Below are 23,072 nucleotides of genomic sequence, written 5' to 3'. Positions count from 1 at the left end.
AGAATTTTTCGTAACATGGCGGTGATTGCCATGCCGATCAACCCAACCCCGCCTGATCCAAGGCCGCCTCCGGCACCGCCATGGTTGCGGCCCGCGCGGTCCAGACCAGCAGGCAGCGCACGGGGCGGCCAGGGTGGATCTGGCGCAGCACAGCGCGATAGGCGGCGAGCTGGGCGAGATATTTTTCCGGGATTCCGGATGGGTCCGAGGGGGGATTTCTGTCGGTCTTATAGTCGGCGATGAGGATCTCCTCCGGGCCGATGAAAACCCGGTCCGCGATGCCCGCCACTTCCCGCCCGCCAACGACGCCCGCCAGCTCCATTTCCGCCACCGAACCAGGGCCGAATAGCGGCGCCAGCGCCGGCTCATGCAGAATTTTCAGGACGGAGGCGCAAATTTCCGCCGCCTCCGGGGCCAATTCCGGCTGCGCCGTGAGATAGGCCAAAGCCGCCGCCTCCCATGCCGGCACCGCCACGCCGGGCAGATGCTGCAGCAACGCATGCACCGCCACCCCGCGCGCCATGGCGGCGGCGCGGCGTGAGGCCGGGCTTTGCGGCCCGGCCAGCGGGCTGATGGCGAGGGCAGCGCGCGAGGTTTCATCCGCCACCCGGCTGGGGACGATTCGCTGCGGGCCTGGCGCTTCCTTCGGCGCGGGGGCGGCCTGCCAGTCCGGCGCGCGCCCTGCCCAGGCGGGCAGCGACGCCTGCAACTTGCTGCGGGCCTGCGAGGTGCCATCCGGCGCGGCGCTCTGCGGGCAGTCATGCAGCAGCACGCCGTCCTCATCGCGCGCCCCCAGCCGTTCAAAGCCCTGCTTCACCGCCTCGTACCAGCACTCCGCCGGCAATGCCCGCCGCCCGGCAGCCCCGCAGATCAGCAATTCATCCTCGGCCCGGGTCAGCGCCACATAGAGCAGGCGGTTATATTCATCGAGCTGGGCACGGCGCAGCGCCGCCTGCTCATTCGCCAGCACCGCCGGGCGCAGCGCTGCGCGCGGGCAGAGCACCGGCAGCCGGTAGGCTGCCTGCGGCACATCCAGCCAGAACAAACTGCCCTCGGCCTGCGGCAGGCCGGTGGTGTCGGGCATGATCACGATCGGCGCCTGCAAGCCCTTGGCGCCATGCACGGTCATGATCCGCACCTCGTCGCTCCCGGCCTCGGATTCGCGCTTGATCGCGGTTTCGCTCGCCCGCAGCGCCTGCACGAACAACTGCAGACTGCCCGGCTCGGCGATGGAGAATTGCAGCGCCTCGGCCAGGAACTCATCCAGCGGCTCCGCCGCCTCCGCGCCGAAGCGCGCCAGCAGCCGTGCCCGCCCGCCCAGCGCCCCCAGCGCCTCAGAGAGCAGTGCGAAGGGCGTGTCAAAATCCGCGCGGGCGCGCAGCGCCTCGAAATAGGCTTTCGGCGCCTGCCACTCCGCGCGCTCATCGGCCCGGGCATAAAGCGCGCCCAAGAGCGAGCCGGGGCGGCCCAGCGCCAGCTCCATCAGGCTGTCATCGGACAGGCCGCCCAAAGGCGAGACCAGGAATTGCGCGAAGGCGAGATCATCCTCGGGCAGCAGCAGCGCGTCGCACAAAGCCAGCATGTCGGCCACCGCCGGCTGCTGCGGCAGCACCATCCGGTCCAGCCCCGCCACCTCGATGCCGCGCGCCTTCAGCTCCGAGGTCACGGCGCCGACAATCGCCCCGCGCGAGCGCACCAGAATCAGAAAATCCCCAGGCCGCGCCAGCCGGTCTTTCGCCGGCAGAGGCTGCGTCAGCCGCATCTCGATATAGGAGGCCAATTGCCGCGCCAACGCCGCGACAGCGGATTCAGCGCTCTGATACTCATCCAGCACCTGCCAGTCCGGCGCCGCCTGCGCCTCTTCGGCGACACTCAGCGGCCAGAGCGCCACCTCGCCGGCCTGGCCCAGCCTGGCCACGCCATGGCGCAGCCGCTCACCCGGCGCCACCACGCCCTGGCGGGCAAAGCCCTCGGCAAACACGGCATCGGTCAGCTCCAACACCGGCGCGGTGGAGCGGAAAGAGACCGAGAGCGCCCCATCCAGCCAGCCCTGCCCTGCCTGCTGCGCCGCCTGCCGGAAGGCCCCCCTGTTGGCATCGAAGCTTTTCAGATCCGCGCCCTGGAAGGAGAAGATCGACTGCTTCGGGTCCCCCACCGCGAAAATGCTGCGCCGCGCCTCCCGCGCGCCTTCACCGGCGAAAAACTCGGCGGCGATGGCGTTGGCGATGTCCCATTGCGCCGGGGCGGTGTCCTGCACCTCATCCAGCAGCAGATGCTCGATGCCGCCATCCAGCTTGTACAGCACCCAGGCCGCACCGGGATCAATCAGCAGCTCCGAGGTCTGCGCGATGAGATCGCCATAGGACAGCTCAGAGGCCAGACGCTTTCCCGCCCGCTCCGCCAGCCCCACCGGGGCGAGAATATCGAGCAGCGCTTCATTGATGCGCAAAAGCCGGATCAGCTTCAGCCGGTCCTGAAAACCCAGCACACGCTCGGCCTCTCTCTGGAATTCGGCCTTGATCCGCTCTTCCTCGGCGGCGAGCTTCTTGCCGCAAAACCCTTTCAGCGTGCGTGGCTCACCGGCGGTGGTAAGGCAGATGCCAGCCCAGACCTCACGCTGTGCGATCCGCTCAGGCCGCGGCAAAGCCAGCCAATCCAGCCCCGGCCAGGCCCATTTCTGGCCGCTGGCATTGCCGCGTGAGGCCACATCGTTGAGGGCGTCGCGCAGCACGCTTTCACGCGGCGGCGAAACCAGGGCCGTCAGCAGCGCATCTTCATCCTCATCCTGCGCGCCCAGCGCCGCCTGCAGCAGCGCCGACCGTGCCGGGGCCGACGCGTCCAGAAACGCCTTTTCCGCCCCTTGCACGAATTTGCCGCTGAGATCGGCAAAGCGCAGCTCGTCGATCTCCGCCGCCAGCACCTCCACTGCCGCCCGCGCCGCGGGGCTGGCCAGCACCTGCTCGCGCGCCTCGCGCAGCCGCAAGCCCGCCGCCTCGTCATCCGCGACGGTGAAATGCGGCGAGAGCCGCGCCTCCAGCGGGAAGCGCCGCAATAGCGATTGGCAAAAGGCGTGGATCGTCTCGATCCGCATTCCCCCTGGCAGATCCAACACTTCCGCGAACAGCCGCCGCGCGCGGGCGAGTGTGGCGGCATCCGCCGCCACATCCAGCGCCTGCAGCGCGGCGCGCAGTTTCTCCTGCGGCAGCGCCACCCATTCGCCCAAGCGGCGATTGAGCCGGATGCGCATCTCCGCCGCCGCCGCCTTGGTGTAGGTGAGGCAGAGAATGCGCTCCGGCGGCGTGCCCGCCAGCATCAGCCGCAACAGCCGGTCGGTCAGCAGCTTGGTCTTGCCGCTGCCGGCGGAGGCGGCGACGAAAGCGGAAATCGCCGGGTTGGAGGCGCGCAGCTGCTCCTGGTTGGCCTGCTCAATCGCCCCCATTCTCATCCTCCCCGCCCCATTCGGCGCGGCGCGACAGCCCGGCATAATCATCGAACCGGTTTTCCCGCTCCGGATGCGGGGCGGCGAGGAAGGCCGTGTCCGGGTGTGCGAATTTCGCCAGCAGTGCGGGCAGCTCACCGGCCCGCTCGACCACCTCGCGCAGCGCCTCAGGCGTTTTCAGCACAGCACTCTGCGCTCCGGCCGCCGCGCGGCCGGAGAGTGCGACATAAAGCAGCTCCACCGCCTCACCCTCAAATTCCGGACCAAAGCCGCCGCGCCGCGCCATCGCCGCTTCCAGCGGCAACTGCGGGGCGATGCCGGCTTTCACCTGCTTTTCGGACGGCACATTGCCGGTCTTATAGTCGATAATCCTGATCCCGCCTTGCGAATCGCGCTCGATTCGGTCGGCGCGGCCCTTCAGCGTGAAGCCGCCCGGCATCCGCCATTCACCCGGCTGCTCCAGCGCCTGCGCGGCGGGCGGGCCATATTCGGCCAGGCGGGCGCGCTCCTCCGCCACCAGCCATTCGGCGATCCGCCCCAGCCGCGCCCCCCACCATTGCGCCAGCGCGGCGCGCGGGCGTTGCTGGCGCATCGCCACCTCCAGCGCGTGGCGCAGCCGCAGCGGCGCATCCGGCGCGGTGATGTCGCTGGTTTTGAAAAACGCCGCCAGACCTGCATGCACCACATCGCCGAACTGGCTGGCATCGCTCTCCTCATCCAGCGCCTCCAGCGGGGCGAGCTTCAGGATCTTGCGGGCATAGATCGCGTAAGGATCGACCATCAGCGTCGCGATATCCGAGATGGAATAGGTCTTTGGCCGGGCATGGGCGGGCGGGCGCGGCTGCGGCTTCGCCCGGCGGATGCGCTCCATCGGCAGATCGAGCTGCCCGGCCCACAGCCCGGCCTCATGCGCGGGCAGGCTCTGCCCCTGCCCGGCCAGCATCGCGGCCAGACGGGTCAGCCAGCGCGCCGGCACCGCCGGGGCGCGTTCGCGCCGGTTCGGCGTCGCCAGCACCACCTGCTTGCAGGCGCAGGCGAGAGAGAAAAACCCATGCGCCGCCTGGCCGATCTTACGTTCCGGGCTGGGCAGCCCGGCGGCGCGGCGCATCGGCCGGGAGAGCCAGGGGCCGGGCTCTTCCGGCGATGGCCATACACCCTCCACCAGCCCGCCCAGCACCGCCACATCCACGCTTTGCAAAGCCGCCTCCTGGATGCCCCAGATGGCGATGCGCGGATGCCCATCCTTCGCCCGGGGCTTGCGCACGCTCTGCCCGGCGATCAGCGCGTCAAGCAGCTCCGGCAGATCGGCCGGGTCCATCTCCGGCATCTCCGCCAGCGCCACCAGACTCTCGGAGAGCAGGGAGGAGAGCGCATTGCCGGCCTCGCCCAGCCAGAGCCGGGCCGGGCCGGGCTCCTCCGGCGTCGCCGCCAGCGCCTCCCCGGCCTCGATCAAGGCGGTGAGCGCTGCCACCGGCGAAACCGCCACCGGCAGCGCCAGAGGGGCCAGCAACGCTTCCAGCCGGGTGAGGAAATCCCGCTCCGCCTGATGCTCGTCCTTCAGCCGGAAGCGCAACCCCTCCAGCCCCGGCGGCGGGCGCGGGCCGCGCAGGGCCTGGCGCTCCAGCTTGCGGGCCATGCTGCGGAACGCCAGCGGGGCGATGCCGCCGGTGGCGAGCGGATGTTTCAGCAGCGCCAGGAGCGGCAGCGGCGCGTAGCCCTCGCGCGCGGCGCGGGCGAGCAGGCGCAGATACACCGCCGGCGGGGTGGCGGAGAGCGGCTCCCCGGCGCTGTCATCGGCGATGATGCCAAAGCGCTTCAGCGCCGCCCCCACCCGCGCCGCCAGCGCCCGGTCCGGGGTGATCAACGCCGCGCTCTGGCCCTGGATCTGCAAGGCCTCGCGCAGGATCATCGCAATCGCCACCGCATTCTGCGCCTCATCCCCGGTCTCCAGCCGGGAGAGCCCGGCCAGATCCAGCGTTGCCGGCTCCTGCCAGGCGGAGAGCGCGGCGGCGGGCAGCAAGGCGCGCGAGAGCAGCGCCCCGCGCCCGCCTGGCATTGCCCCCGGCAGTGCCTCAACCTCCTCCACCCGCGCCCCGATATCGGCCAGCAGCCGGGCGATGCCGCCCTGGGCGTGCGAATCTTCCACCCCCTCCCAGGCAGCGGGTGCCAGATGCGGATCGAACCCCGGCAGGATCAACCGCCCCTGCGGCAGCTTCGCCACCATCTCGGCCATGCGGGCGATGGCGGGCGTGCCTTCCGCCGCGACCATCCAGACCGGCCCGGCGGGCGGGTTTTCCCCCCAGGCCTTCGCCTGCGCCTCGATCAGCAACGCCAGACGCTTCGCCGGGTTCATCACCCCCTCGGCCTCCAGAATGGCCGGCCAGGCATGGGTGACGATGGTGAGGAATTCCAGCGTCTTCTGCCAATGTTCCGCGAATTCCGCCGGGGCCAGCCCGGGCAGGGCGGCGGCGAGATCCACCCCGGCATGGTCAGCCTCGTCCAGCAATGTCGCGAACTCCGCCGCCAGCGCCCAGGCGGCGGGGAGTTTCTGCGGCGCCCCGCTCTCCTGCGGCTTCTGCAGGATCAGCCGCGCCAGCAGCGCCTGCCGCCGCGCGGGGGCGATGGCGGGGGCCAGCGAAAACCCGGCCGAGAGCAGTAGCCCGGCCTCATCGATATTGCCCAGCGCGACGATACGCGGCAGCAGCAGCGCCTTGCCGTCATTCGCCTCCAGAAACGCCGCCCCCAGCGCCTGCGCCGCGCGCCGGCTGGGCAGGATGATCAGCCCCTCATGCGCGCCGCCTTCCGCCAGCCAGAGCCGCGCCAGAGACGGCAGAAACGCGGCCTCCGGCGCAAAGGCGCCGATCCGCAAGCTCACGTGGAATTACCCACTTCCCGCGCCGCCAGCAGCTCCTCGGCGCGGAGTATATCTTCCGGCGTGGTCATATGCAGCCAGACCCCGTCATGCACGATGGCATTCAGCCGCCCGGCCGCCAGCGCCTCATCCCAGAGCCGGTTCATCGAAAACCGCTCCACCTTGTCGCTGTGCAGGAGGGCCGTGGTGGCGATCTGGATGCCGGAGTAGAGATAAGGTGCAACCTCCCGCTCCTCGCGCCGGCGCAGCCCGGCCTCACGGTCCCAGACGAAATCGCCAAAGCGGGTCTCGGCGATGGTCCCGGCCGAGCGGGCCAGCAACAGCATCGCATCCTCCCGCCTGGGATCGAACGCGGCGGCCAGACGCGGCAGCGCCGCCGAAGGGCCGTCCACCCAATAGGAATCGCCATTGAGAATATAGAAGGGCGCATCCGGCAGCAGCGCTTCGGCCGCCATCGCCGCCAGCGCCCCGCCGGTCTCCAGCAGGCTCTCCTCGCGCCGCACGATCACCCCCTCATAGCGATCGAAAAACGCCTCGATCTGCTCGGCCAGATGAAACGCGTTCACGATCACCTTGCGCACCCCGGCATCGCGCAGCCGGGCCATGGTGTGGGCAAGGATCGGCTGCCCGGCGAGGTTCAGCAGCGGCTTCGGGGTGGAATCGCTGAGCGGGCGCATCCGCTCGCCCAGCCCCGCACATAAAATCACGGCCGTATCAGGTCGCATCGAAACCTCTCACATCCCCTGCAATCTCAACCATCCGCCCGTCGCCATCCAGCGAAAACCGCAGGTGCCAGGCGCCGGGCGGGGTCAGCTCACCCAGCCGCTCCGGCCATTCCACCAGAGCGATGCCCTCCAGCGCCTCGTCCCAGCCCAGCTCCTCAAGCCCCCCCGGACCATCCAGCCGCCAGAGATCATAATGCCAGATCTGGGTGCCGTCCGGGGCGTCGTATGTTTGCACCAGCGTGAAGGTTGGGCTGGGCACGGTCAGCCGCGCATCCCCCAGCCGGGCGCGGATGAAAGCGCGCGCGAAGCTGGACTTGCCCGCCCCCAGCGGGCCTTCCAGCAGCAGCACGTCCCCGGCGCGCGCGACCGCGGCCAGTTTTTCCCCCAGGCTTTGCGTCTCCGACTCGTCCTTCAGCTTCAGGCGCATAAGAGACCGTTTCAAAAGTCACTCTGGTGAGTCGTCAAGTGGTGGGTTTCGAGCACCGGCGCGCAGCGTACATTAAGTACGTGAGCACCGGCGCACAGAAACACGCCGCTTGCCGGCCGCCAGAGTGGCTTTGGAAATGGTCTCTGCATTGTTTTGCCGGGACCGGCTTGATTGGAAAAGGGGGCCGGGGCAAAGCAGAGCGCATGGAACGGATTTCTGCCGATGTGGCGATCATAGGCGCTGGCCCGGCCGGCATGTTCGCGGTGTTCGAATGCGGGATGCTGAAAATGTCCTGCGTGCTGATCGACGCGCTGGACGAGCTGGGCGGGCAATGCGTCGCCCTCTACCCGGAAAAGCCGATCTACGACATTCCCGCCCATCCCGGCATCGAGGGCGGCGCGCTGATCGCCAAGCTGGAAGAGCAGATCGCGCCGTTCAACTGCGCGAAGCTGCTGGGAAGGCAGGTGACCGGCCTCTCCGGGGCGGCGGGGGATTTCACCCTGACCACCAGCGCCGGGGATGAGGTGAAAGCCAAAGCCGTGATCCTCGCCGCCGGCGCCGGCGCCTTCGGCCCCAACCGCCCGCCGCTGGACGGGCTGGAGGCGTATGAGGCCAGCGGGGCCGTGCGTTATTATGTGAAGAAGCGCGAGGATTTGCGCGGCAAGCGCGTGGTCATTGCCGGCGGCGGCGACTCGGCGGTGGATTGGGCGCTGGCCCTGCAAGGCATCGCCGCCAGCATCGCCGTGGTGCATCGCCGCCCGAAATTCCGCGCCGCCCCGGAGAGCACCGCCCAGCTCGACGCGCTGGCCGCTGAAAGCAAGGTCGAGATGGTAATCCCTTACCAGCTGCACGCCCTGCACGGCGCGGGCGGCGCGCTGGAGGCGGTGGAAGTGGCCGACCTGGACGGCGCCACCAAGCATCTGCCCGCCGACGTGCTGCTGCCCTTCTTCGGGCTGGCGATGGAGCTGGGGCCGATCAATGACTGGGGCCTGGGTCTGGAAAAAAGCCATGTCGCGGTGACGCCCTACAACATGCAAACCTCCCTGCCCGGCGTGTTCGCGGTGGGCGATATCTGCACCTATCCCGGCAAGCTGAAGCTGATCCTGCAAGGCTTCGCCGAGGGCGCGATGGCGGCGCACGCGATCTACCCGATCGTGAACCCGGACACGGCGCTGCATTTCGAATACTCCACCACCAAAGGCGTGCCGGGTTGATCGCAGCCGGGCGCAGCCTGCTCACGGCACGCCCGTTCCTGGTCTGTTGCCTGTTGGCCCTGGCCCTGCGGCTGCCCTTAGCGATCTGGGGGCAGAATTTCATCGCGCCGGACGAGGTCGCGCAATATTTCGGCCAGGCGCACCGGCTGGTTTACGGCCAGGGGCCGGTGGCGTGGGAATATCAGGTGGGTCTGCGCTCCTGGCTGCTGCCGGGGATGGTCGCCGGGCCGATGGAAATGGCCAAGCTGGCCGGGCTTTCGCCTTATGCGGGCGTGGTGCTGGTGCGCGTGCTGCTCTGCTTCGCCTCGCTCAGCCTGGTCTGGAGCGGCTTCGTCTGGGGGCGGATGGCGCAGGGCTTACGCGGCGGATTGATCGCCGGGGGGCTGACCGCATTATGGCCGGATCTCTGGCTGATGGCCCCGCACCCGCTGGAAGAGGCAGTGGCTGCCTATTGCCTGGTTCCCGCCGCCTGCCTCGCCAGCCTTCCCCGGCAAACAGGCCGCCTGCTCGTTGCAGGGTGGCTGCTCGGGATGAGTTTCATCTTTCGTGAAGCGCTGGCCCCGGGCATCGCCATCATCGGCATTATTCTTTGCGGGCGAAAACTGCAGCATTGGGCAATTGCAGTGAGTGCCGCAACCCTGCCGGTACTGTTCGCGGGTGGCCTTGATTGGGTGACATGGGGCCAGCCATTCCGCTCATTCTGGCTTAATATTTATCTCAATCCAATCATCGGCCATGGCGATAGCGGATTGTTTTTGCCCACGCCCTTGCTTCGATATATTCTTGACATGGCCATGGATTGGCTCTGGGCAATACCCTTTTTAGCCTTGTTCGCATGGCGTGGCGCCAAGCTCTCACCGTCCGCGGCACTGGCGGCCCTCGCTCTGCTGCTCGAACATAGCCTGATCTCCCACAAAGAATTCCGTTATATTTTCCCGGCCATAGCGTTGCTGGTGCCTCTGGCAGGCGCTGGTTTCGCCCTCTCGTTTGGCGCCGCGCCGCCCTGGCGGCCCCTGCTTGCAGGTCTCGCACTTCTATCCGGCCCGCTGCTGAGCCCTCGGCTGCCCGAATCTGTGACCGCCCAGCGACGTCAGTTCGCGCTCTATGACGCGCTGGCGCACCGCCACCCATGCCTTGTCGCGGACAGTCTGCCCATCAGCTTCATCCCGATGGCCATGTTGTTTACCACCACCCGCTTTACCGGTTCCGAAGGGATGTCGCAGGCCGACGCCATTATCGGTGCCAATGGGTTTACGCATGTGCCGGCAGGCTTTCGCCAAAGCATCTGCATTACCCGCGACCCCGGCGCCAGCAGCACAACAAACCCTCGCCTTTGCAGCTGGACGAGAGAGCAAGGCTGGTGTGACCAGACGTCTCCTGCTCCGCCACTGCACCTTATTTTCCCTCCGGAAGCGCGCGCCTTTCAAATCATATCGCCCGGAACTCGGCCTCCTCAAGCTGGCCCGCCATGACATTACGGCCCGCATATCTTATTTTCCTCCTGGCGCTGGCGCTGCGCTTGCCTCTGGCGATCTGGGGCCAGGATATCGTCGCCCCGGACGAGATCATCCAATATTTCGGCCAGGCGCATCGGCTGGTTTACGGGCACGGGCCGGTGCCGTGGGAATTCCAGGTCGGCATGCGCTCCTGGCTGCTTCCCGGCCTGCTGGCTGGGCCGATCTGGCTGGTGAAAGCCCTCGGCGGCGCCCCCATCACCGGGCTCATCCTCGACAAGATCCTGCTCTGCCTCGCCTCGCTCAGCCTGGTCGGCTGCGCCTATGGCTGGGGCCGGATGTTCCATGGCGCGCGTGGCGGCTGGATCGCCGGCGGCCTCGCCGCCCTCTGGCCGGATCTCTGGCTGATGGCGCCGCACCCGTTGGAGGAATCGCTGAGCGCCTACGCGCTGGTGCCGGCCTGTTATTTCGCCACCCGCGCCCGCCAGAGCGAGGCGCGCGCGCACAGTCTCGCCGCCGGCGCGCTGCTGGGCTTGAGCTTCGTGCTGCGCGAACAGCTCGCCCCGGCGATCGCGCTGATCGGGCTGATGCTGTGCGGGCGCAGCCCCCGGCGCTGGGCGTTGGCGCTCGCCGCCGCTGGCCTGCCGGTGCTTCTCGCCGGGGGGCTGGATTGGCTCACCTGGGGCCAGCCTTTCCGCTCCTTCTGGCTCAATATCTATCTCAACGCCGTGCTCGGCGTCGCTTCGGGGAGTTTCGGCGGCGAGCCGGTCAGCTTCTATGCGCTGCATCTGCTGGAGGATTGGCTCTGGGCCATCATCCCCATCGTCTGGCTGGCTTGGCGCGGGGCGCGCCGGCTGCCGATGCTGGCGCTGGCGCTGGCGGCGCTGGTGATCCTGGTCGAGCATAATCTGCTCGGCCATAAGGAATTGCGCTTCATCTTCCCGGCCATCGCACTGATTGTGCCACTGGTGGGCGTCGGACTGGCGGAGCGGCCGCTGTCCCGGAAGCTGGTGCTGGCGCTGCTCTCCGGCCTGCTGCTCTCGCCGGTGACCGCCTACGCGCTGCTGGAAGACAGCAGCGCCACCAGCCTCTACAGCGCCCTCGCGGCGCGGCATCCCTGCCTGGTCGCGGTCGGCATCGTCAACAGCCATTTCGTGCCGATGACGCCGCTCTTCACCAGCACCGATTTCACAAGCATGCAGGATGCGGCACGCGCCGATGCGATCATAGCCCCTGAGGACACCCCCATCCCGCCCGGCTTCACCCGCGATCGCTGCGTTGTGCGCGACCGTTTCTTTCCCGGCAAACACCCGATCATGATCTGCGCCTGGACCCGCGGCCAAGGCTGGTGCGGCCAGGCCGGCCCGGCCCCGCCGCCGCCAGGCTTCGTCTATCCGCCCGCCGCGCGTGGGTTTATCATCACGGGGCGTTAACCAGGATCGCCCATAGCCCATATCCGAAATGCCATCGGCACGTATATGCCGCGCCGCAACACAAGGCTATAAGGCCGCCATCCAGAAAACAGGAGCCAAGACATGACCGCAACCGGTTCGACCACCCCGAAGACCAAAGTCACAGCTTTGCCGGGGGACGGCATCGGCCCCGAGGTCATGGACGCCACCATTCGCATCCTGGAGGCCGCCAACGCCCCGATCGAATGGGATTTCGCCGAGGCCGGCGCCAAGGCGTTCGAGCGCGGCGTGGTCACCGGCGTGCCGCGTGAAACGCTGGACTCCATCGGCGCCAACAAGCTGGCGCTGAAATCCCCGCTGGAAACCCCCATCGGCTATGGCGGCAAATCCGCCAACGTGACGATGCGCAAATATTTCGAACTCTACGCCAATATCCGCCCGGTGCGCGAGCTGCCCGGCATCCAGACCCCCTTCTCCGGCCGCGGCATCGACATGGTGATCGTGCGTGAAAACGTCGAGGACGTTTACGCCGGCATCGAGCATATGCAGACCAGCACCGTCGCCCAGTGCCTGAAGCTGATGACCGCCGCCGGCTGCGAGCGCATCATCCGCGCCGCCTACGGCGTGGCGCTGTCCGAAGAGCGCAAGGAAGTCACCGTCGCCCATAAGGCCAACATCATGAAGCTCACCGAGGGCATGATGAAGCGCATGGGCGAGAAGGTGGCGCGCGAATATCCCGGCATCAAGGCCAGCCAGGTGATCATCGATAACTGCGCCCACCAGTTGGTCATCCGCCCGGAGACTTACGACGTCATCGTCACCTCCAACATGAATGGCGACATCATCTCGGACCTCGCGGCCGGTCTGGTCGGCGGTCTGGGCATCGCCCCCTCCTCCAATCTCGGCGACCAGGTGGCGATGTTCGAGGCCGTGCACGGCTCCGCCCCGGACATCGCCGGCAAGGACATGGCGAACCCAACCGCCCTGCTCTCCGCCGCGATCATGCTGCTGCGCCATATCGGCGCCTTCGATGTCGCCGAGAAAGTCGAGCAGGCCTTGTTCGTCACCCTGGCGGAAGGCCGCAACCTCACCGGGGACCTCGCCCCGCGCGGCCATGGTGTCGGCACCAAAGCCTATACGGATCAGGTCATCGCCAATCTCGGCCGCACCTCCGCGATGAAGTCCCGCACCTACAAGAAGCTGGAACTCACCGCCTGGCCGAAGCTGACCGCGCATATGGAGCCCTCCACCCGCGAGCTGGTCGGCATCGACGTGTTCCTGGAAACCGACCAGGACGCCGAGACGCTGGGCAAGACGCTGGAGCAGATTTCCGAGTACAGCCCCTTCACCCTCACCGGCATTTCCAACCGTGGCGTCACCGTCTATCCGCCGACGGGCGGCCAGACCTTCCTGGTCGACCATTTCGCCGCCCGCTTCATGCTGAAGCACCCGATCTCGCTGGCCGGCAATACCGGCGAGGGGCAGCCGGAGATCTCCTATCTGGTGCAGCGCATCGGCGCGAAATTCTCCTGGATGCATATCGAGAAGCTGCAGCGTTTTGACGGCAAGGACGCGTTTGAGCGCCCGCAGGGCGAGGGCTAAAAGTTTTTTGGGTGCCGCCTTTTTTCAAAAAAGGCGGCAAAAACGTCTGGGGCGGTGGCAACGCCAGTGCCCTCCCCCGAACGTTGTGGGGACTTTTTAAAAAAAGTCCCCACACCCCCAAAAACTTTTGAAAATTTAAAAAAGAGATCCAAAAAAGGACCACCAAGACAAAAGGCCGGACGCCCCTCAGGGCGATCCGGCCTTTTGTCACTCAATCCGATTTTTTCAGATCAGCTGCGTCGTCAGCAGATCTTCCATATCGCTGGTATGGGCTTCCTCATCCGCCATGATCTCATTGAGGAGCGCCTGGGTCTTCGGATCATGCCCGGCGAAATGCCCGGACAGCTCCCGGTACAGCTCGATCACGCATTGCTCGGCGGCCAGATTCTCCGCGAACAGACGCGGCAGGCAGCCCTTGGCGGCTTCCGGCGCCATGTGGCGCGTCGCCAGCCCGGCGGCGTAGTAATCCGGCTTGCCGCCCAGCTCGGTGATCCTCGCCGCCAGCCGCGTCATATGGTCGCGCTCATCCGCCGCCTGGGCCGCGCATTCGGTGGCCACCCACTCATTCTCCAGCCCGTCGGCGGAAATCGCGATCAGGCTGTAGCGCAGCACGCAGGCGATCTCGGCCGACATCGCCGCCTGCAACAGCCCCACCGGCTCCGCCCCGCTGGCCATCATCGCCTGCGCGGTGGCGCGCAAACGCTGAACGTCGGCAAGAAAATGGTTATCTCCGGTCGCCTGCTCGTACATGCGCTACCCTTTTCGCACGATAATTGAGAATAATTCTCAATTCATACTTTATACGTAAACCCTGCCCTCCGCCCGATCAAGCAGGATCGATGCCCTGGCGCGCCGAATTCATGTCCGGCCTGTCATCACGACATGATTTTTTACCCCGCGCCGCCGGCTCGGCCCTGTTTAACTGCCGCCCGGCTGCGCTAGAAGAGACGCATGAACGACCACACCCCCAACAGCCTGCGCGCCTGGCCCGACGCTCGCGGCCGCTTCGGCGAATTTGGCGGCCGCTATGTCGCTGAAACCCTGATGCCGCTGATCCTGGAACTGGAGAGCGCCTACCGCGCCTCAAAATCCGACCCGGAATTCCAGAAAGAGCTGGATTACTACCTGACGCATTATGTGGGGCGGCCGAGCCCGCTCTGGCATGCGCAGCGTTTGAGCGCGCATCTGGGCGGTGCGAAAATCTATTTCAAGCGCGAAGAGCTGAACCATACCGGCGCGCACAAGATCAATAATTGCGTCGGCCAGATTCTGCTGGCCAGGCGCATGGGCAAGACCCGCATCATCGCCGAAACCGGGGCCGGCCAGCACGGTGTCGCCACCGCCACGGTCTGCGCCCTGTTCGGCCTGCCCTGCACGGTTTACATGGGCGCCACCGACGTCGAGCGCCAGCAGCCCAACGTGTTCCGCATGAAGCTTCTGGGCGCCGAGGTGGTGCCGGTGAAATCCGGCGCCGGCACGCTGAAGGACGCGATGAACGATGCGCTGCGCGACTGGGTCGCGAATGTGCACGACACTTTCTACATCATCGGCACCGCCGCCGGCCCGCACCCCTACCCGGAGCTGGTGCGCGACTTCCAGACCATCATCGGCACCGAGGCCCGCGAGCAGCTGATGCAGGCCGAAGGCCGCCTGCCGGATATCGCCATCGCCTCGGTCGGCGGCGGCTCGAACGCCATTGGCCTGTTCCATACCTTCCTGGACGAGCCCAATGTGCGCCTCATCGGCGTCGAGGCCGCCGGCAAGGGCATGCATAGCCACGAGCACGCCGCCAGCCTGAATATGGGCCGCCCCGGCGTGCTGCACGGCAACCGCACCTATCTGCTGCAGGATGATGACGGGCAGATCCAGGAGGCCCACTCCATCTCCGCCGGGTTGGATTATCCGGGCATCGGCCCGGAACATAGCTGGCTGCACGACATCAAGCGCGTCGAATATGTCGGCATCACCGATAGCGAGGCGCTGGAGGCCTTCCAGCTCTGCGCCCGCACCGAGGGCATCATCCCCGCCCTCGAATGCGCCCACGCTTTGGCCCATATCTCCAAGATCGCCCCGGAGATGGGCAAGGAGCAGATCATCCTGCTCAACCTTTCCGGCCGTGGGGATAAGGATATCTTCACCGTCGCCAAACATCTGGGAACAAGCCTATGAGCCGCATCGCCGGTGTATTCGCGGGTCTGCGCAAAGAAGGCCGCGGCGCCCTGATCCCCTTCGTCGAGGCGTTCGACCCTGACCGCGCGACCAGCCTGGCGCTGCTCCAGGGCATGGCCGCCAATGGCGCGGACATCATCGAGATCGGCATGCCCTTCACCGACCCGATGGCCGATGGCCCGACCATCCAGGCCGCCGGGCTGCGCGGGCTGAAGGCCGGGGCGACGCTGAGAGGCGTGCTGGGCCTGGTGCGCGAGTTCCGCGCCACCGATAGCCACACCCCGCTGGTGCTGATGGGCTATCTCAACCCCATCCTCTCCTACGGCGTGCCGCAATTCTGCGTCGATGCCGCGCAGGCCGGGGTGGACGGGCTGATCATCGTCGATCTGCCGCCCGAGGAAGCCGACCTGATCCTGGACGATGCCAAGGCCAACGCGCTGGATATCATCCGCCTGATCGCCCCCACCACCTCCGATGCGCGGCTGAAGCAGGTGCTCGAGGGCTCGTCGGGCTTTGTCTATTACGTCTCGATCACCGGCATCACCGGCACCCGCACCGCCTCGGCCGCGGATCTGGCGCGCGATATCCCCCGCCTGCGCGCCGCCACCGACCTGCCGATCGCGGTGGGCTTTGGCGTGCGCACGCCCGAGCAGGCCGCCACCGTGGTGGCGCATGCGGATGCCGCGATCGTCGCCTCGGCGCTGATCGACACGCTGTGCAAGGAGAGCAAGGAGGCCGTGCTGCGCGATGTGCGGGCCCTGGCCGACGGTGTTCGGGGCGTGCGCAAACAGGCGGCGTAGAGCGAGATGGGTTTACACCCGCTCGCTCTCTTTATGTTCTGACGCGCGATATGGGCTTGTCCTGACACGCCAGCGTCAAGATAAACACATGAAATTGCTTGTTAAAACAAAACTTAGAGCCTCACGCAAAAAGCGTGAGGCTCTAAACATATATCGCTCTGTGTCAGGCTTTTGTCACCCGGAAAAGGGCTGAAGCCTTCCTCGCGCGCTTATTGCGCCGGCCCGGGATAAGGCGGCGGGGGCGGGTTGGGCGGCGGCTGGTTCAGGTCATAGGGCTGGCCGTTCGGGCCACCGCCCCCGCCATACATCACGCAGCCAGACAGCCCGGCCAGCACCAATAGTGGCAACAGCATTTTGCGCATGGTTCCTCTCCCAGAGCAGCACCCCGTTAGAGCAATATGTGTTTAGGTTGACGCGCCAGCGTCAAGATAAACACATGAAATTGCTCGCTCAAACAAAACCTAGAGTATCAAGCTAAAAGCTTGATACTCTAGTGATTGGTCAAGCCAAAGAAAGAATTCCCGTGGGCGCCGCCGCCTTGCGGCCCGCCGCCATGATCCCCGCCCGGGCCGCCCCCACCGGGTCCACCGCCATGCCCGGGGCCGCCGCCGTGATCACCGCCATGATCGCCACCCGGACCGCCCGGTGGGCCTCCGGGCCGACCGCCAGGGCCGCCATGCCCATCGCCATCCTGGCCGCCACCATGCCAGCCGCCCGGCGGGGGACGCCCATCCGGTCCGCCATGCCAGCCACCATCATGGTCGTGATCGCCGCCATGCCAGCCGCCATCATGATCGCCGCCGCCGATGAAGACGCCGCCGCCGGACACATAGCCGGGCTGGCCGTAATAATAGCCACCCGGTTGGTAATAGCCGCCGGACGAATAATAACCGCCATCCGGACGGCCATACCCATAACCGCCAGGGCTCTCGACGCAGCCTGTAAGGGATGCCAGCGACCCGGCCACCAGAAAGGGAACAAGAATGCGTTTCATGACGCTTATATAGTGCGCCGGATCATGACTTCATGATGGCGAGATTAAGAGCGTTTACCCCAGGCGAAAAAATCCGGGTTTTCCCAGCCCGGCTTGCCATAGCGCAGCGCCGTCCCGTCGCGCGTCATCACCGCCCCGCCGGCCGCCTCCAGCACCGCCTGCGGCGCCGCCGTGTCCCATTCCATCGTCCGCCCCAGCCGCGGGTAGAAATCCGCCACCCCTTCGGCCAGACGCAGGAATTTCAACGCCGAGCCGATATTCACCAATTCCGCCACCCGGTAATCCGCCAGGCAGGCTTTCAGCTCCGGCGCGTCCTGGTAATGGCGCGAGGCGAACACGCTCAGCCCCTCCTCTGGCGGGCGCCGTGCCTGGATGCGCGCCTCCGCCCCGCCTTGCCGCCGCCACGCCCCCAGCCCGACCAGCCCGAAATGCAGCTCGTTCAAGGCCGGCGAGGCCACCGCCCCCAGCACCGGCGCGCCGCCCACGATCAGCCCGATACAGACCGCGAACTCATCCCGCCCGGCGGCGAATTCGCGGGTGCCATCCAGCGGGTCCACCAGCCAGTACATCATCTCTGTCGCGATGATCCGCCCGGCCGCCACCTCCTCTTCCGCCACCACCGGGATCGCCGGCACCGCGGCCCGCAAGCCCTGGGTGATCAGCGCCTCCGCCTGGCGGTCGGCGATCGTCACCGGGGTCTCGTCGCCCTTGGTCTCCACCTCGAACCCGGCGGCGCGGATGGCGCGGATGGTGGCAGCGGCCTCGTCGGCCAGGCGCACGGCAAGCGAAAGAAGATCCTGCATGCGCTGAAGCTTAGCCCCCTCCCCCCGGCTGGCCAAGATACGCGGCGGTGATATGGTTGCGGCAGTTTGAAGACGGAAGGTAGTCGCATGGTCGAGATCTTGTTCGCGAAATCCGCATTGCCGAAAGACGGGGTGCTGGTGTTCCCCCTGGCGGAGGACGCGCCGCTGCGCGAGGACGCCGCCGCCCTGAATGAGCGCCATGACGGCGCGTTGGCGAAAGCGATCGAGGCCGCCAGCTTCAAGGGCAAGGCCGGGCAGAGCCTCAATCTCTACCATATCGGCGGCTATAAGCGCGTGCTGCTGCTGGGCACCGGCAAGGCCGATGCGCCGCGCCGGGCCGAGCTGCTGGGCGCGGCGCTCGCCACCAGCCTGAGCCAGGAGAGCGAGGCCGGCCTCGTCACCACCGGCTTCAGCGCCGACGAGGCCGCGCAGATCGCGCTGGGGGCCAGCCTGCGCGCCTACCGGTTCGACAAATACCGCACCACCGAAAAGGAAGAGGCCAAGCCGAAGCTGAAAAAGCTGAAACTGCTCTGCGCCGCGCCGAAGGAGGCCGAAGCCGCCTGGAGCAGCGCCAAGGCGCTGGCGAACGGCGTGGATTTCGCCCGCGACCTGGTCTCCGAGCCGGCCAACATCCTTTACCCGGCGGAATTCGCCGAGCGGCTGGAAGGGCTGAAGAAGCTCGGCCTCAAGATCGAGGTTTACGGCCAGAAGGAGCTGGAGAAGCTGGGCTTCGGAACCATGCTCGCGGTCTCCCAGGGCTCGGTGCGCGAGCCGCGCATGGTGGTGATGCAATGGCTCGGCGCCTCCGGCGGCGATGAGAAAAAGGCGAAGAAGCCGAAAGAGCCTCTGGTCTTCGTCGGCAAGGGCGTGACCTTCGATACCGGCGGCATCTCGCTGAAACCCGCCGCCGGCATGGAGGACATGAAATGGGACATGGCCGGCGCCGGCGCCGTCTCCGGGCTGATGGCGGCCTTGGCCGGGCGCAAGGCCAAGGTGGATGCGATCGGGCTGGTCGGGCTGGTCGAGAACATGCCCTCCGGTTCGGCCACCCGCCCGGGTGACGTGGTGAAGAGCTATGCCGGCAAAACCGTCGAGATTCTCAACACCGATGCCGAAGGCCGGCTGGTGCTGGCGGATGTGCTCTATTACGCGCAGGAGCGTTTCGCGCCGAAATTCATGGTCAACCTCGCCACCCTCACCGGCGCCATCATCGTCGGGCTCGGCCATGAATATGCCGGGCTGTTCTCCAACAGCGACGAGCTGGTGGAAAAACTCGTCGCCTCCGGCGAAATCGTCGGCGAGAAGCTCTGGCGCATGCCGCTGGCCAAGGAAGGCGAGGCCTATGACAAGGAGCTCGATTCCGCCATTGCCGATGTGAAGAATATCGGCGGCGGCCGCGCTGGCGGCTCCATCACCGCCGCGCAATTCCTGCAGCGCTTCGTCAACAACACACCCTGGGCGCATCTGGACATTGCCGGCATGGCCTGGGCGACCAAGGATGCCGGCGTCAACCCGAAAGGCGCCACGGCCTTCGGCGTGCGCCTGCTCGACCATTTCGCCCGCGGCTTCGAGGCATGAGCGAACTGCTGATCGAGACCATCCTGGGCGACAAGAACGACCCTGCCCTGGACAGGAAACTTCACGATCTCGGCCATCATGGCGGGCATGTGGAAACTTTGGTGGTCACGCAAGAGGACCTGCCCCGCCGGCGTTTCCACGCGCACACGGATCACGGCACGCCCTGCTTCATCGCGCTGCCCCGTGATGTCAGCCTCACTGACGGCGCGGTATTGCATCTGAGCGACCACAAGGCCGTGGTGCTGAAGGTCGGCGCGCAGGACTGGCTGCGGCTGCAACCGCAAAATGGCGGCGGGCTGGAGCTGGGCTACATGGCCGGCAATCTACACTGGCGGGTGCGTTTCGATGAAGGCTGCCTGCTGGTCGCCATCGACCATCCCCGCGAAACCTACCTGGCCCGGCTGCAGGAGCTGGAACATGCCGGCAAGGTGAAGGTGCTGGAGTGAGCGACGCGCTGTCCCTCCTGCGCGGGCTGCAATTCGCTGACGGGCAATTCCCCTCCGGCGGCTTCGCTTTCTCCTGGGGGGTGGAAAGCCTGGCGGCGGACGGTCTGCTCACCCGGGCGGACTGGCCATCCTTCCTGGAGGGCCAGATGCAGCATCGCTGGGCCACGCAGGACCGCCCGCTGACCGCCCATGCCTACCTGAACGCGAACAACCAAGACGCGCTCAGGAACCTTGACGAGCTCACCGAAGCCCTCAGCCTCGCCTCCGCCGCGCGCGAGGGCTCGCGCCGCGCCGGCGCGGCGTTGCTGTCCACCCATGTCCGCCTCGGCACGCCGGGTGCTGCCGCCTACCGGGACCGGGTGAATGCAAGCGAGGTGCCGGGGCATCTGCCGGTGGTGATGGGCATCGTGCTGGCAGGTGCCGGGCTGGATCTGCCCACCACGCTGGCCGTCTCCGCCCATTCCAGCGCCCAGGCGCTGGGCTCGGCGGCGGTGCGGCTCGGGCTGATCGGCGCGCTGGATGCGCAGATGGCGTTGCAAAAGCTGCAGCCGCGTCTGGCGGAATGGGTGGCGCTGCCTTTGCCGAAGCTGGATGAGATTGGGGGATTCACGCCCTTGGCGGATATTGCGATGATGCGGCACCCGACCCAGCCGCAGCAGTTGTTTTCGAATTAGGCTTCGCCGATTTTTTGAAAAAAAGCGGCACCAAAAAACTTTGATCCTGGAGTTCGGGCATGAATCTGTCGCCGACTGAGCTGGAACGGCTTACCATTTTCACCGCCGCCGAACATGCGCGGCGGCTGAAAGCCCGTGGCGTCAAGCTCTCGCACCCGGAGGCCGTCGCCCTCATCGCCGATGAGATGCTGCTCGCCGCGCGCTGCGGCCAGGATTATGCGCGGATCGTCGATATGGCCGCCAATCTGCTCACGCCGGAGGATGTCGAACCCGGCGTGCCGAGCCTCACCGAATTCATCGCCGTCGAGGCCAATTTTCCCGAAGGCACCAAGCTCGTCATCGTCTTCCGCCCGATCGCCGATGGCCAGGAAAACCAGGGCGTCGAGATCCCCGGCGAGATCATCCCCGAAGAGGGCGAGATCGAACTCAATGCCGGGCGCGAACGCATCGAGATCGAGGTGCTGAACACCGGCGATCGCGACATCCAGGTCCGCTCCCACGCGCATTTTTTCGAAACCAATCCGGCTTTGCAATTCGACCGCAAATCAGCCTTCGGCTTCCGGCTGGATGTCCCTTCCGGTGCCGGCATCCGCTTCGAGCCTGGCATTTCCAAAAGAATCAGCCTCGTCGCCATGGCCGGCGCGCGCCTCGTCCACGGTCAGGCCGGGCTGACCAATGGTCGGCTGGACGATCCGGAGATTGCGCGCGCCGCACACGAAGCCGCCCGCGCGCGCGGCTATAAGGGAGCCTGAGCCATGGTGAAAATGACCCGCGCCGACTACGCCGCCACCTTCGGCCCCACCAAGGGCGACATGGTGCGCCTCGGCGATACCGGCCTGCTCGCGCAGATCGAGCATGATTACACCAGCTACGGCGACGAGCTGACCACCGGCGCCGGCAAGGCGATGCGCGACGGCGAAGGCTTCCAGACCACCGGCACCCGCGCCACCGGCGCGCTGGATGCGGTGGTACAGAACGCCACCATCCTCGACCCGGTGCTGGGCATCATCAAGGCCGATATCGGCATCCGCGATGGCCGGATCGTCGGCATCGGCAAGGCCGGCAATCCGGATATCATGGATGGCGTGCATCCGGATCTGCGCACCGGCCCCAACACCGCCGTGCACCACGCCGAAGCCTACATCATCACCCCCGGCGCCATCGAGAGCCATGCGCATTTCCTCTGCCCGCAGCAATCGGACCATGCGCTGGCTGGTGGCACCACCACCATCATCGGCATGTCGCCCGGCCCGTATTTCGATGTCTCCTGCTCCGGCCCGGAAATTCTCGGCCAGATCATCCAGGCGGCGGAATTCTCGCCGCTGAATTTCGGCTTCCTCGGGCGCGGCTGTTCGGACCCTGTGGCGGTCGAGGAATCCGTCTCCGGCGGCGCGCTGGGGGTGAAAATCCACGAGGATTTCGGCGCCTCCGGTGCGGTCATCGATGGCTGCCTGATCGCCGCCAACCGGCATGATTTTTCCGTCTGCCTGCATACCGACACGATCAATGAATATGGCTTCTGCGAGGATACGATCCGCGCGATCAATGGCCGCTCCATCCATATGTTCCACACCGAGGGGGCGGGCGGCGGCCACGCGCCGGACCTGCTGCGCGTGAACGGCCTCGCCAACGTGCTGCCCGGCTCCACCAACCCCACCAACCCCTTCACCGCCTACGCGCTGAATGAAGGGCTGCCGATGACCATCCTCGCCCATGCGATGAACTGGCGCCTGCCCGAGGACCTCGCCTTCGCCGAATCGCGCGTGCGCCCGCAAACCATGGCGGCGGAGGATCTGCTGCATGATATGGGCGCGATCTCGATCTTCTCGACCGATAGCCAGGGCATGGGCCGGCTGGCCGAAAACCAGGCCAAATGCTGGCAACTCGCCAGCGTGATGAAACGCCGCCAGGGCCGTCTGCCGGAAGAAAAAACCGCCCGCGCCGATAATGAGCGCATCAAGCGCTACCTCGCCAAGCTCACCATCAACCCCGCCATCGCCGCGGGGATCGATGGTTATGTAGGCTCCATTCAGCCGGGCCGGATGGCGGATCTCGTCTTCTGGCCGCGTGCCAGCTTCGGCATCAAGCCGCGCGTGGTGATGAAGAGCGGCTTCATCGTCTGGGCCACATGCGGCGATGCGAATGGCAGCATGATGGATAGCGAGCCCAACATCCAACGCCCGATGTGGGGCAGCCTGGGGCTCTCACCGCAAAAACTCGGCGCCACCTTCGTCTCCAAACTCGCCATCGAAGCCGGGCGCGCGGAAAAGCTCGGCGTGCAGAAACCCTTCCTGCCCATCGCCAACACCAACGGGCTCGGCAAAAAGGATATGCTGCATAACGACGCCTTGCCGAACATCGAGGTGGACAGCGAAACCTTCGAAGTCCGCGCGGATGGCCGCCTGCTCGCCGGCCCGCCCGCCGCGCAGGTGCCGCTCAACCGCGCCTACATGCTGCGGTGAG

20 protein-coding genes are annotated in these 23,072 nt (G+C 66.8%); 12 read left to right on the top strand and 8 right to left on the bottom strand.

Features of this window, described 5'->3' with window-relative positions:
• Window positions 1-37: 37 nt before the first annotated feature.
• From addA to tsaE, 4 genes are read right to left on the bottom strand one after another with little or no spacing between them, the layout of a single operon-like run.
• Window positions 38-3,439, bottom strand: coding sequence for a double-strand break repair helicase AddA (gene addA, locus T331_RS0107510; RefSeq protein ID WP_035179509.1), 3,402 nt, complete (start codon window positions 3,437-3,439; stop codon window positions 38-40).
• Window positions 3,426-6,314 (bottom strand): double-strand break repair protein AddB, encoded by a 2,889-nt coding sequence (gene addB, locus T331_RS0107505; RefSeq protein ID WP_155992639.1) that lies wholly within the window; start codon window positions 6,312-6,314, stop codon window positions 3,426-3,428. Before addB ends, addA begins: the two co-directional genes overlap by 14 nt.
• Window positions 6,311-7,036 (bottom strand): nucleotidyltransferase family protein, encoded by a 726-nt coding sequence (locus tag T331_RS0107500; protein WP_026439573.1) that lies wholly within the window; start codon window positions 7,034-7,036, stop codon window positions 6,311-6,313. Before T331_RS0107500 ends, addB begins: the two co-directional genes overlap by 4 nt.
• The gene (gene tsaE / locus T331_RS0107495; protein ID WP_008493302.1) at window positions 7,026-7,463 is read right to left on the bottom strand and encodes a tRNA (adenosine(37)-N6)-threonylcarbamoyltransferase complex ATPase subunit type 1 TsaE; all 438 of its coding nucleotides are present in this window, start codon (window positions 7,461-7,463) and stop codon (window positions 7,026-7,028) included. The genes T331_RS0107500 and tsaE overlap by 11 nt, the downstream gene beginning before the upstream one ends.
• A 203-nt stretch (window positions 7,464-7,666) precedes the next feature.
• Here tsaE and T331_RS0107490 point away from each other — a divergent pair, with 203 nt between their 5' ends.
• The 4 genes from T331_RS0107490 (at window position 7,667) to T331_RS0107475 (ending at window position 13,145) form a co-directional block, all read left to right on the top strand.
• Window positions 7,667-8,677, top strand: coding sequence for an NAD(P)/FAD-dependent oxidoreductase (locus tag T331_RS0107490; RefSeq protein WP_026439571.1), 1,011 nt, complete (start codon window positions 7,667-7,669; stop codon window positions 8,675-8,677).
• Entirely contained in the window at window positions 8,674-10,149 is a 1,476-nt protein-coding gene (locus T331_RS0107485; protein WP_026439570.1) for a glycosyltransferase family protein, read from the top strand. The genes T331_RS0107490 and T331_RS0107485 overlap by 4 nt, the downstream gene beginning before the upstream one ends.
• The gene (locus tag T331_RS0107480) at window positions 10,146-11,564 is read left to right on the top strand and encodes a glycosyltransferase family protein (protein WP_026439569.1); all 1,419 of its coding nucleotides are present in this window, start codon (window positions 10,146-10,148) and stop codon (window positions 11,562-11,564) included. Before T331_RS0107485 ends, T331_RS0107480 begins: the two co-directional genes overlap by 4 nt.
• 102 nt (window positions 11,565-11,666) lie before the next feature.
• The gene (locus T331_RS0107475; protein WP_026439568.1) at window positions 11,667-13,145 is read left to right on the top strand and encodes an NADP-dependent isocitrate dehydrogenase; all 1,479 of its coding nucleotides are present in this window, start codon (window positions 11,667-11,669) and stop codon (window positions 13,143-13,145) included.
• A 225-nt stretch (window positions 13,146-13,370) separates the two neighbouring features.
• Here T331_RS0107475 and T331_RS0107470 read toward each other — a convergent pair whose 3' ends face one another.
• Window positions 13,371-13,895: a ferritin-like domain-containing protein gene (locus T331_RS0107470; protein WP_008493308.1), complete on the bottom strand. Its 525-nt coding sequence runs from the start codon at window positions 13,893-13,895 to the stop codon at window positions 13,371-13,373.
• Between the two features lie 201 nt (window positions 13,896-14,096).
• Between T331_RS0107470 and trpB the strand changes: the two genes are divergently transcribed.
• Both trpB and trpA read left to right on the top strand, forming a co-directional pair.
• On the top strand, window positions 14,097-15,314 hold the full coding sequence (gene trpB / locus T331_RS0107465; RefSeq protein WP_026439567.1) for a tryptophan synthase subunit beta: 1,218 nt from the start codon (window positions 14,097-14,099) through the stop codon (window positions 15,312-15,314).
• The gene (gene trpA, locus T331_RS0107460; RefSeq protein WP_026439566.1) at window positions 15,311-16,114 is read left to right on the top strand and encodes a tryptophan synthase subunit alpha; all 804 of its coding nucleotides are present in this window, start codon (window positions 15,311-15,313) and stop codon (window positions 16,112-16,114) included. The genes trpB and trpA overlap by 4 nt, the downstream gene beginning before the upstream one ends.
• Window positions 16,115-16,323: 209 nt before the next feature.
• On the opposite strand, the gene T331_RS19840 is transcribed toward trpA, so the two are convergent.
• A complete protein-coding gene (locus T331_RS19840; RefSeq protein ID WP_008493312.1) occupies window positions 16,324-16,476 on the bottom strand; it encodes a lipoprotein in 153 nt (50 codons plus the stop codon).
• A 139-nt stretch (window positions 16,477-16,615) separates the two neighbouring features.
• Window positions 16,616-16,891, bottom strand: a complete 276-nt coding sequence (locus T331_RS19835) for a hypothetical protein (RefSeq protein WP_211248693.1) — start codon at window positions 16,889-16,891, stop codon at window positions 16,616-16,618.
• On the opposite strand from T331_RS19835, the gene T331_RS20270 reads away from it, so the two are divergent.
• Window positions 16,890-17,144, top strand: coding sequence for a hypothetical protein (locus tag T331_RS20270; RefSeq protein ID WP_211248691.1), 255 nt, complete (start codon window positions 16,890-16,892; stop codon window positions 17,142-17,144). The genes T331_RS19835 and T331_RS20270 overlap by 2 nt on opposite strands.
• An 8-nt stretch (window positions 17,145-17,152) precedes the next feature.
• Here the strand turns inward: T331_RS20270 and cysQ are convergent, their stop codons facing one another.
• Entirely contained in the window at window positions 17,153-17,911 is a 759-nt protein-coding gene (gene cysQ, locus T331_RS0107445) for a 3'(2'),5'-bisphosphate nucleotidase CysQ (RefSeq protein WP_026439564.1), read from the bottom strand.
• A gap of 87 nt (window positions 17,912-17,998) precedes the next feature.
• Between cysQ and T331_RS0107440 the strand changes: the two genes are divergently transcribed.
• Genes T331_RS0107440 through ureC form a run of 5 tightly spaced genes read left to right on the top strand, consistent with a single transcriptional unit; the run spans window position 17,999 to window position 23,071 of the window.
• Window positions 17,999-19,489, top strand: coding sequence for a leucyl aminopeptidase (locus T331_RS0107440; RefSeq protein ID WP_026439563.1), 1,491 nt, complete (start codon window positions 17,999-18,001; stop codon window positions 19,487-19,489).
• On the top strand, window positions 19,486-19,935 hold the full coding sequence (locus T331_RS0107435; RefSeq protein WP_026439562.1) for an urease accessory protein UreE: 450 nt from the start codon (window positions 19,486-19,488) through the stop codon (window positions 19,933-19,935). The genes T331_RS0107440 and T331_RS0107435 overlap by 4 nt, the downstream gene beginning before the upstream one ends.
• Window positions 19,932-20,609: an urease accessory protein UreF gene (locus T331_RS0107430; protein WP_026439561.1), complete on the top strand. Its 678-nt coding sequence runs from the start codon at window positions 19,932-19,934 to the stop codon at window positions 20,607-20,609. The genes T331_RS0107435 and T331_RS0107430 overlap by 4 nt, the downstream gene beginning before the upstream one ends.
• 59 nt (window positions 20,610-20,668) lie before the next feature.
• A complete protein-coding gene (locus T331_RS0107425; protein ID WP_026439560.1) occupies window positions 20,669-21,361 on the top strand; it encodes an urease subunit beta in 693 nt (230 codons plus the stop codon).
• 3 nt (window positions 21,362-21,364) lie between these two features.
• Complete coding sequence (gene ureC, locus T331_RS0107420; RefSeq protein ID WP_026439559.1) at window positions 21,365-23,071, top strand: urease subunit alpha; 1,707 nt, start codon at window positions 21,365-21,367, stop codon at window positions 23,069-23,071.
• The last annotated feature ends 1 nt before the right edge of the window (window position 23,072 follow it).

This window comes from Acidocella facilis ATCC 35904 (assembly GCF_000687875.1).
Classification (GTDB): domain Bacteria; phylum Pseudomonadota; class Alphaproteobacteria; order Acetobacterales; family Acetobacteraceae; genus Acidocella; species Acidocella facilis.
The sequence above is the reverse complement of the archived record's forward strand: the minus strand, read 5'-3'. Positions and strand labels throughout refer to the sequence as shown.

Bases quoted from the DNA above. Each gene is read 5' to 3' on its own strand.
- T331_RS0107440 (WP_026439563.1), top strand. From the start codon at position 17,999: ATGGTCGAGATCTTGTTCGCGAAATCCGCATTGCCGAAAGACGGGGTG.
- T331_RS20270 (WP_211248691.1), top strand. From the start codon at position 16,890: ATGCCAGCCGCCATCATGATCGCCGCCGCCGATGAAGACGCCGCCGCC.
- T331_RS19840 (WP_008493312.1), bottom strand. From the start codon at position 16,476: ATGCGCAAAATGCTGTTGCCACTATTGGTGCTGGCCGGGCTGTCTGGC.
- trpB (WP_026439567.1), top strand. From the start codon at position 14,097: ATGAACGACCACACCCCCAACAGCCTGCGCGCCTGGCCCGACGCTCGC.
- T331_RS0107435 (WP_026439562.1), top strand. From the start codon at position 19,486: ATGAGCGAACTGCTGATCGAGACCATCCTGGGCGACAAGAACGACCCT.
- T331_RS0107475 (WP_026439568.1), top strand. From the start codon at position 11,667: ATGACCGCAACCGGTTCGACCACCCCGAAGACCAAAGTCACAGCTTTG.
- ureC (WP_026439559.1), top strand. From the start codon at position 21,365: ATGGTGAAAATGACCCGCGCCGACTACGCCGCCACCTTCGGCCCCACC.
- T331_RS19835 (WP_211248693.1), bottom strand. From the start codon at position 16,891: ATGGCGGCGATCACGACCATGATGGTGGCTGGCATGGCGGACCGGATG.
- addA (WP_035179509.1), bottom strand. From the start codon at position 3,439: ATGGGGGCGATTGAGCAGGCCAACCAGGAGCAGCTGCGCGCCTCCAAC.
- T331_RS0107480 (WP_026439569.1), top strand. From the start codon at position 10,146: ATGACATTACGGCCCGCATATCTTATTTTCCTCCTGGCGCTGGCGCTG.
- T331_RS0107490 (WP_026439571.1), top strand. From the start codon at position 7,667: ATGGAACGGATTTCTGCCGATGTGGCGATCATAGGCGCTGGCCCGGCC.
- T331_RS0107500 (WP_026439573.1), bottom strand. From the start codon at position 7,036: ATGCGACCTGATACGGCCGTGATTTTATGTGCGGGGCTGGGCGAGCGG.
- T331_RS0107425 (WP_026439560.1), top strand. From the start codon at position 20,669: ATGAATCTGTCGCCGACTGAGCTGGAACGGCTTACCATTTTCACCGCC.
- trpA (WP_026439566.1), top strand. From the start codon at position 15,311: ATGAGCCGCATCGCCGGTGTATTCGCGGGTCTGCGCAAAGAAGGCCGC.
- tsaE (WP_008493302.1), bottom strand. From the start codon at position 7,463: ATGCGCCTGAAGCTGAAGGACGAGTCGGAGACGCAAAGCCTGGGGGAA.
- T331_RS0107470 (WP_008493308.1), bottom strand. From the start codon at position 13,895: ATGTACGAGCAGGCGACCGGAGATAACCATTTTCTTGCCGACGTTCAG.
- cysQ (WP_026439564.1), bottom strand. From the start codon at position 17,911: ATGCAGGATCTTCTTTCGCTTGCCGTGCGCCTGGCCGACGAGGCCGCT.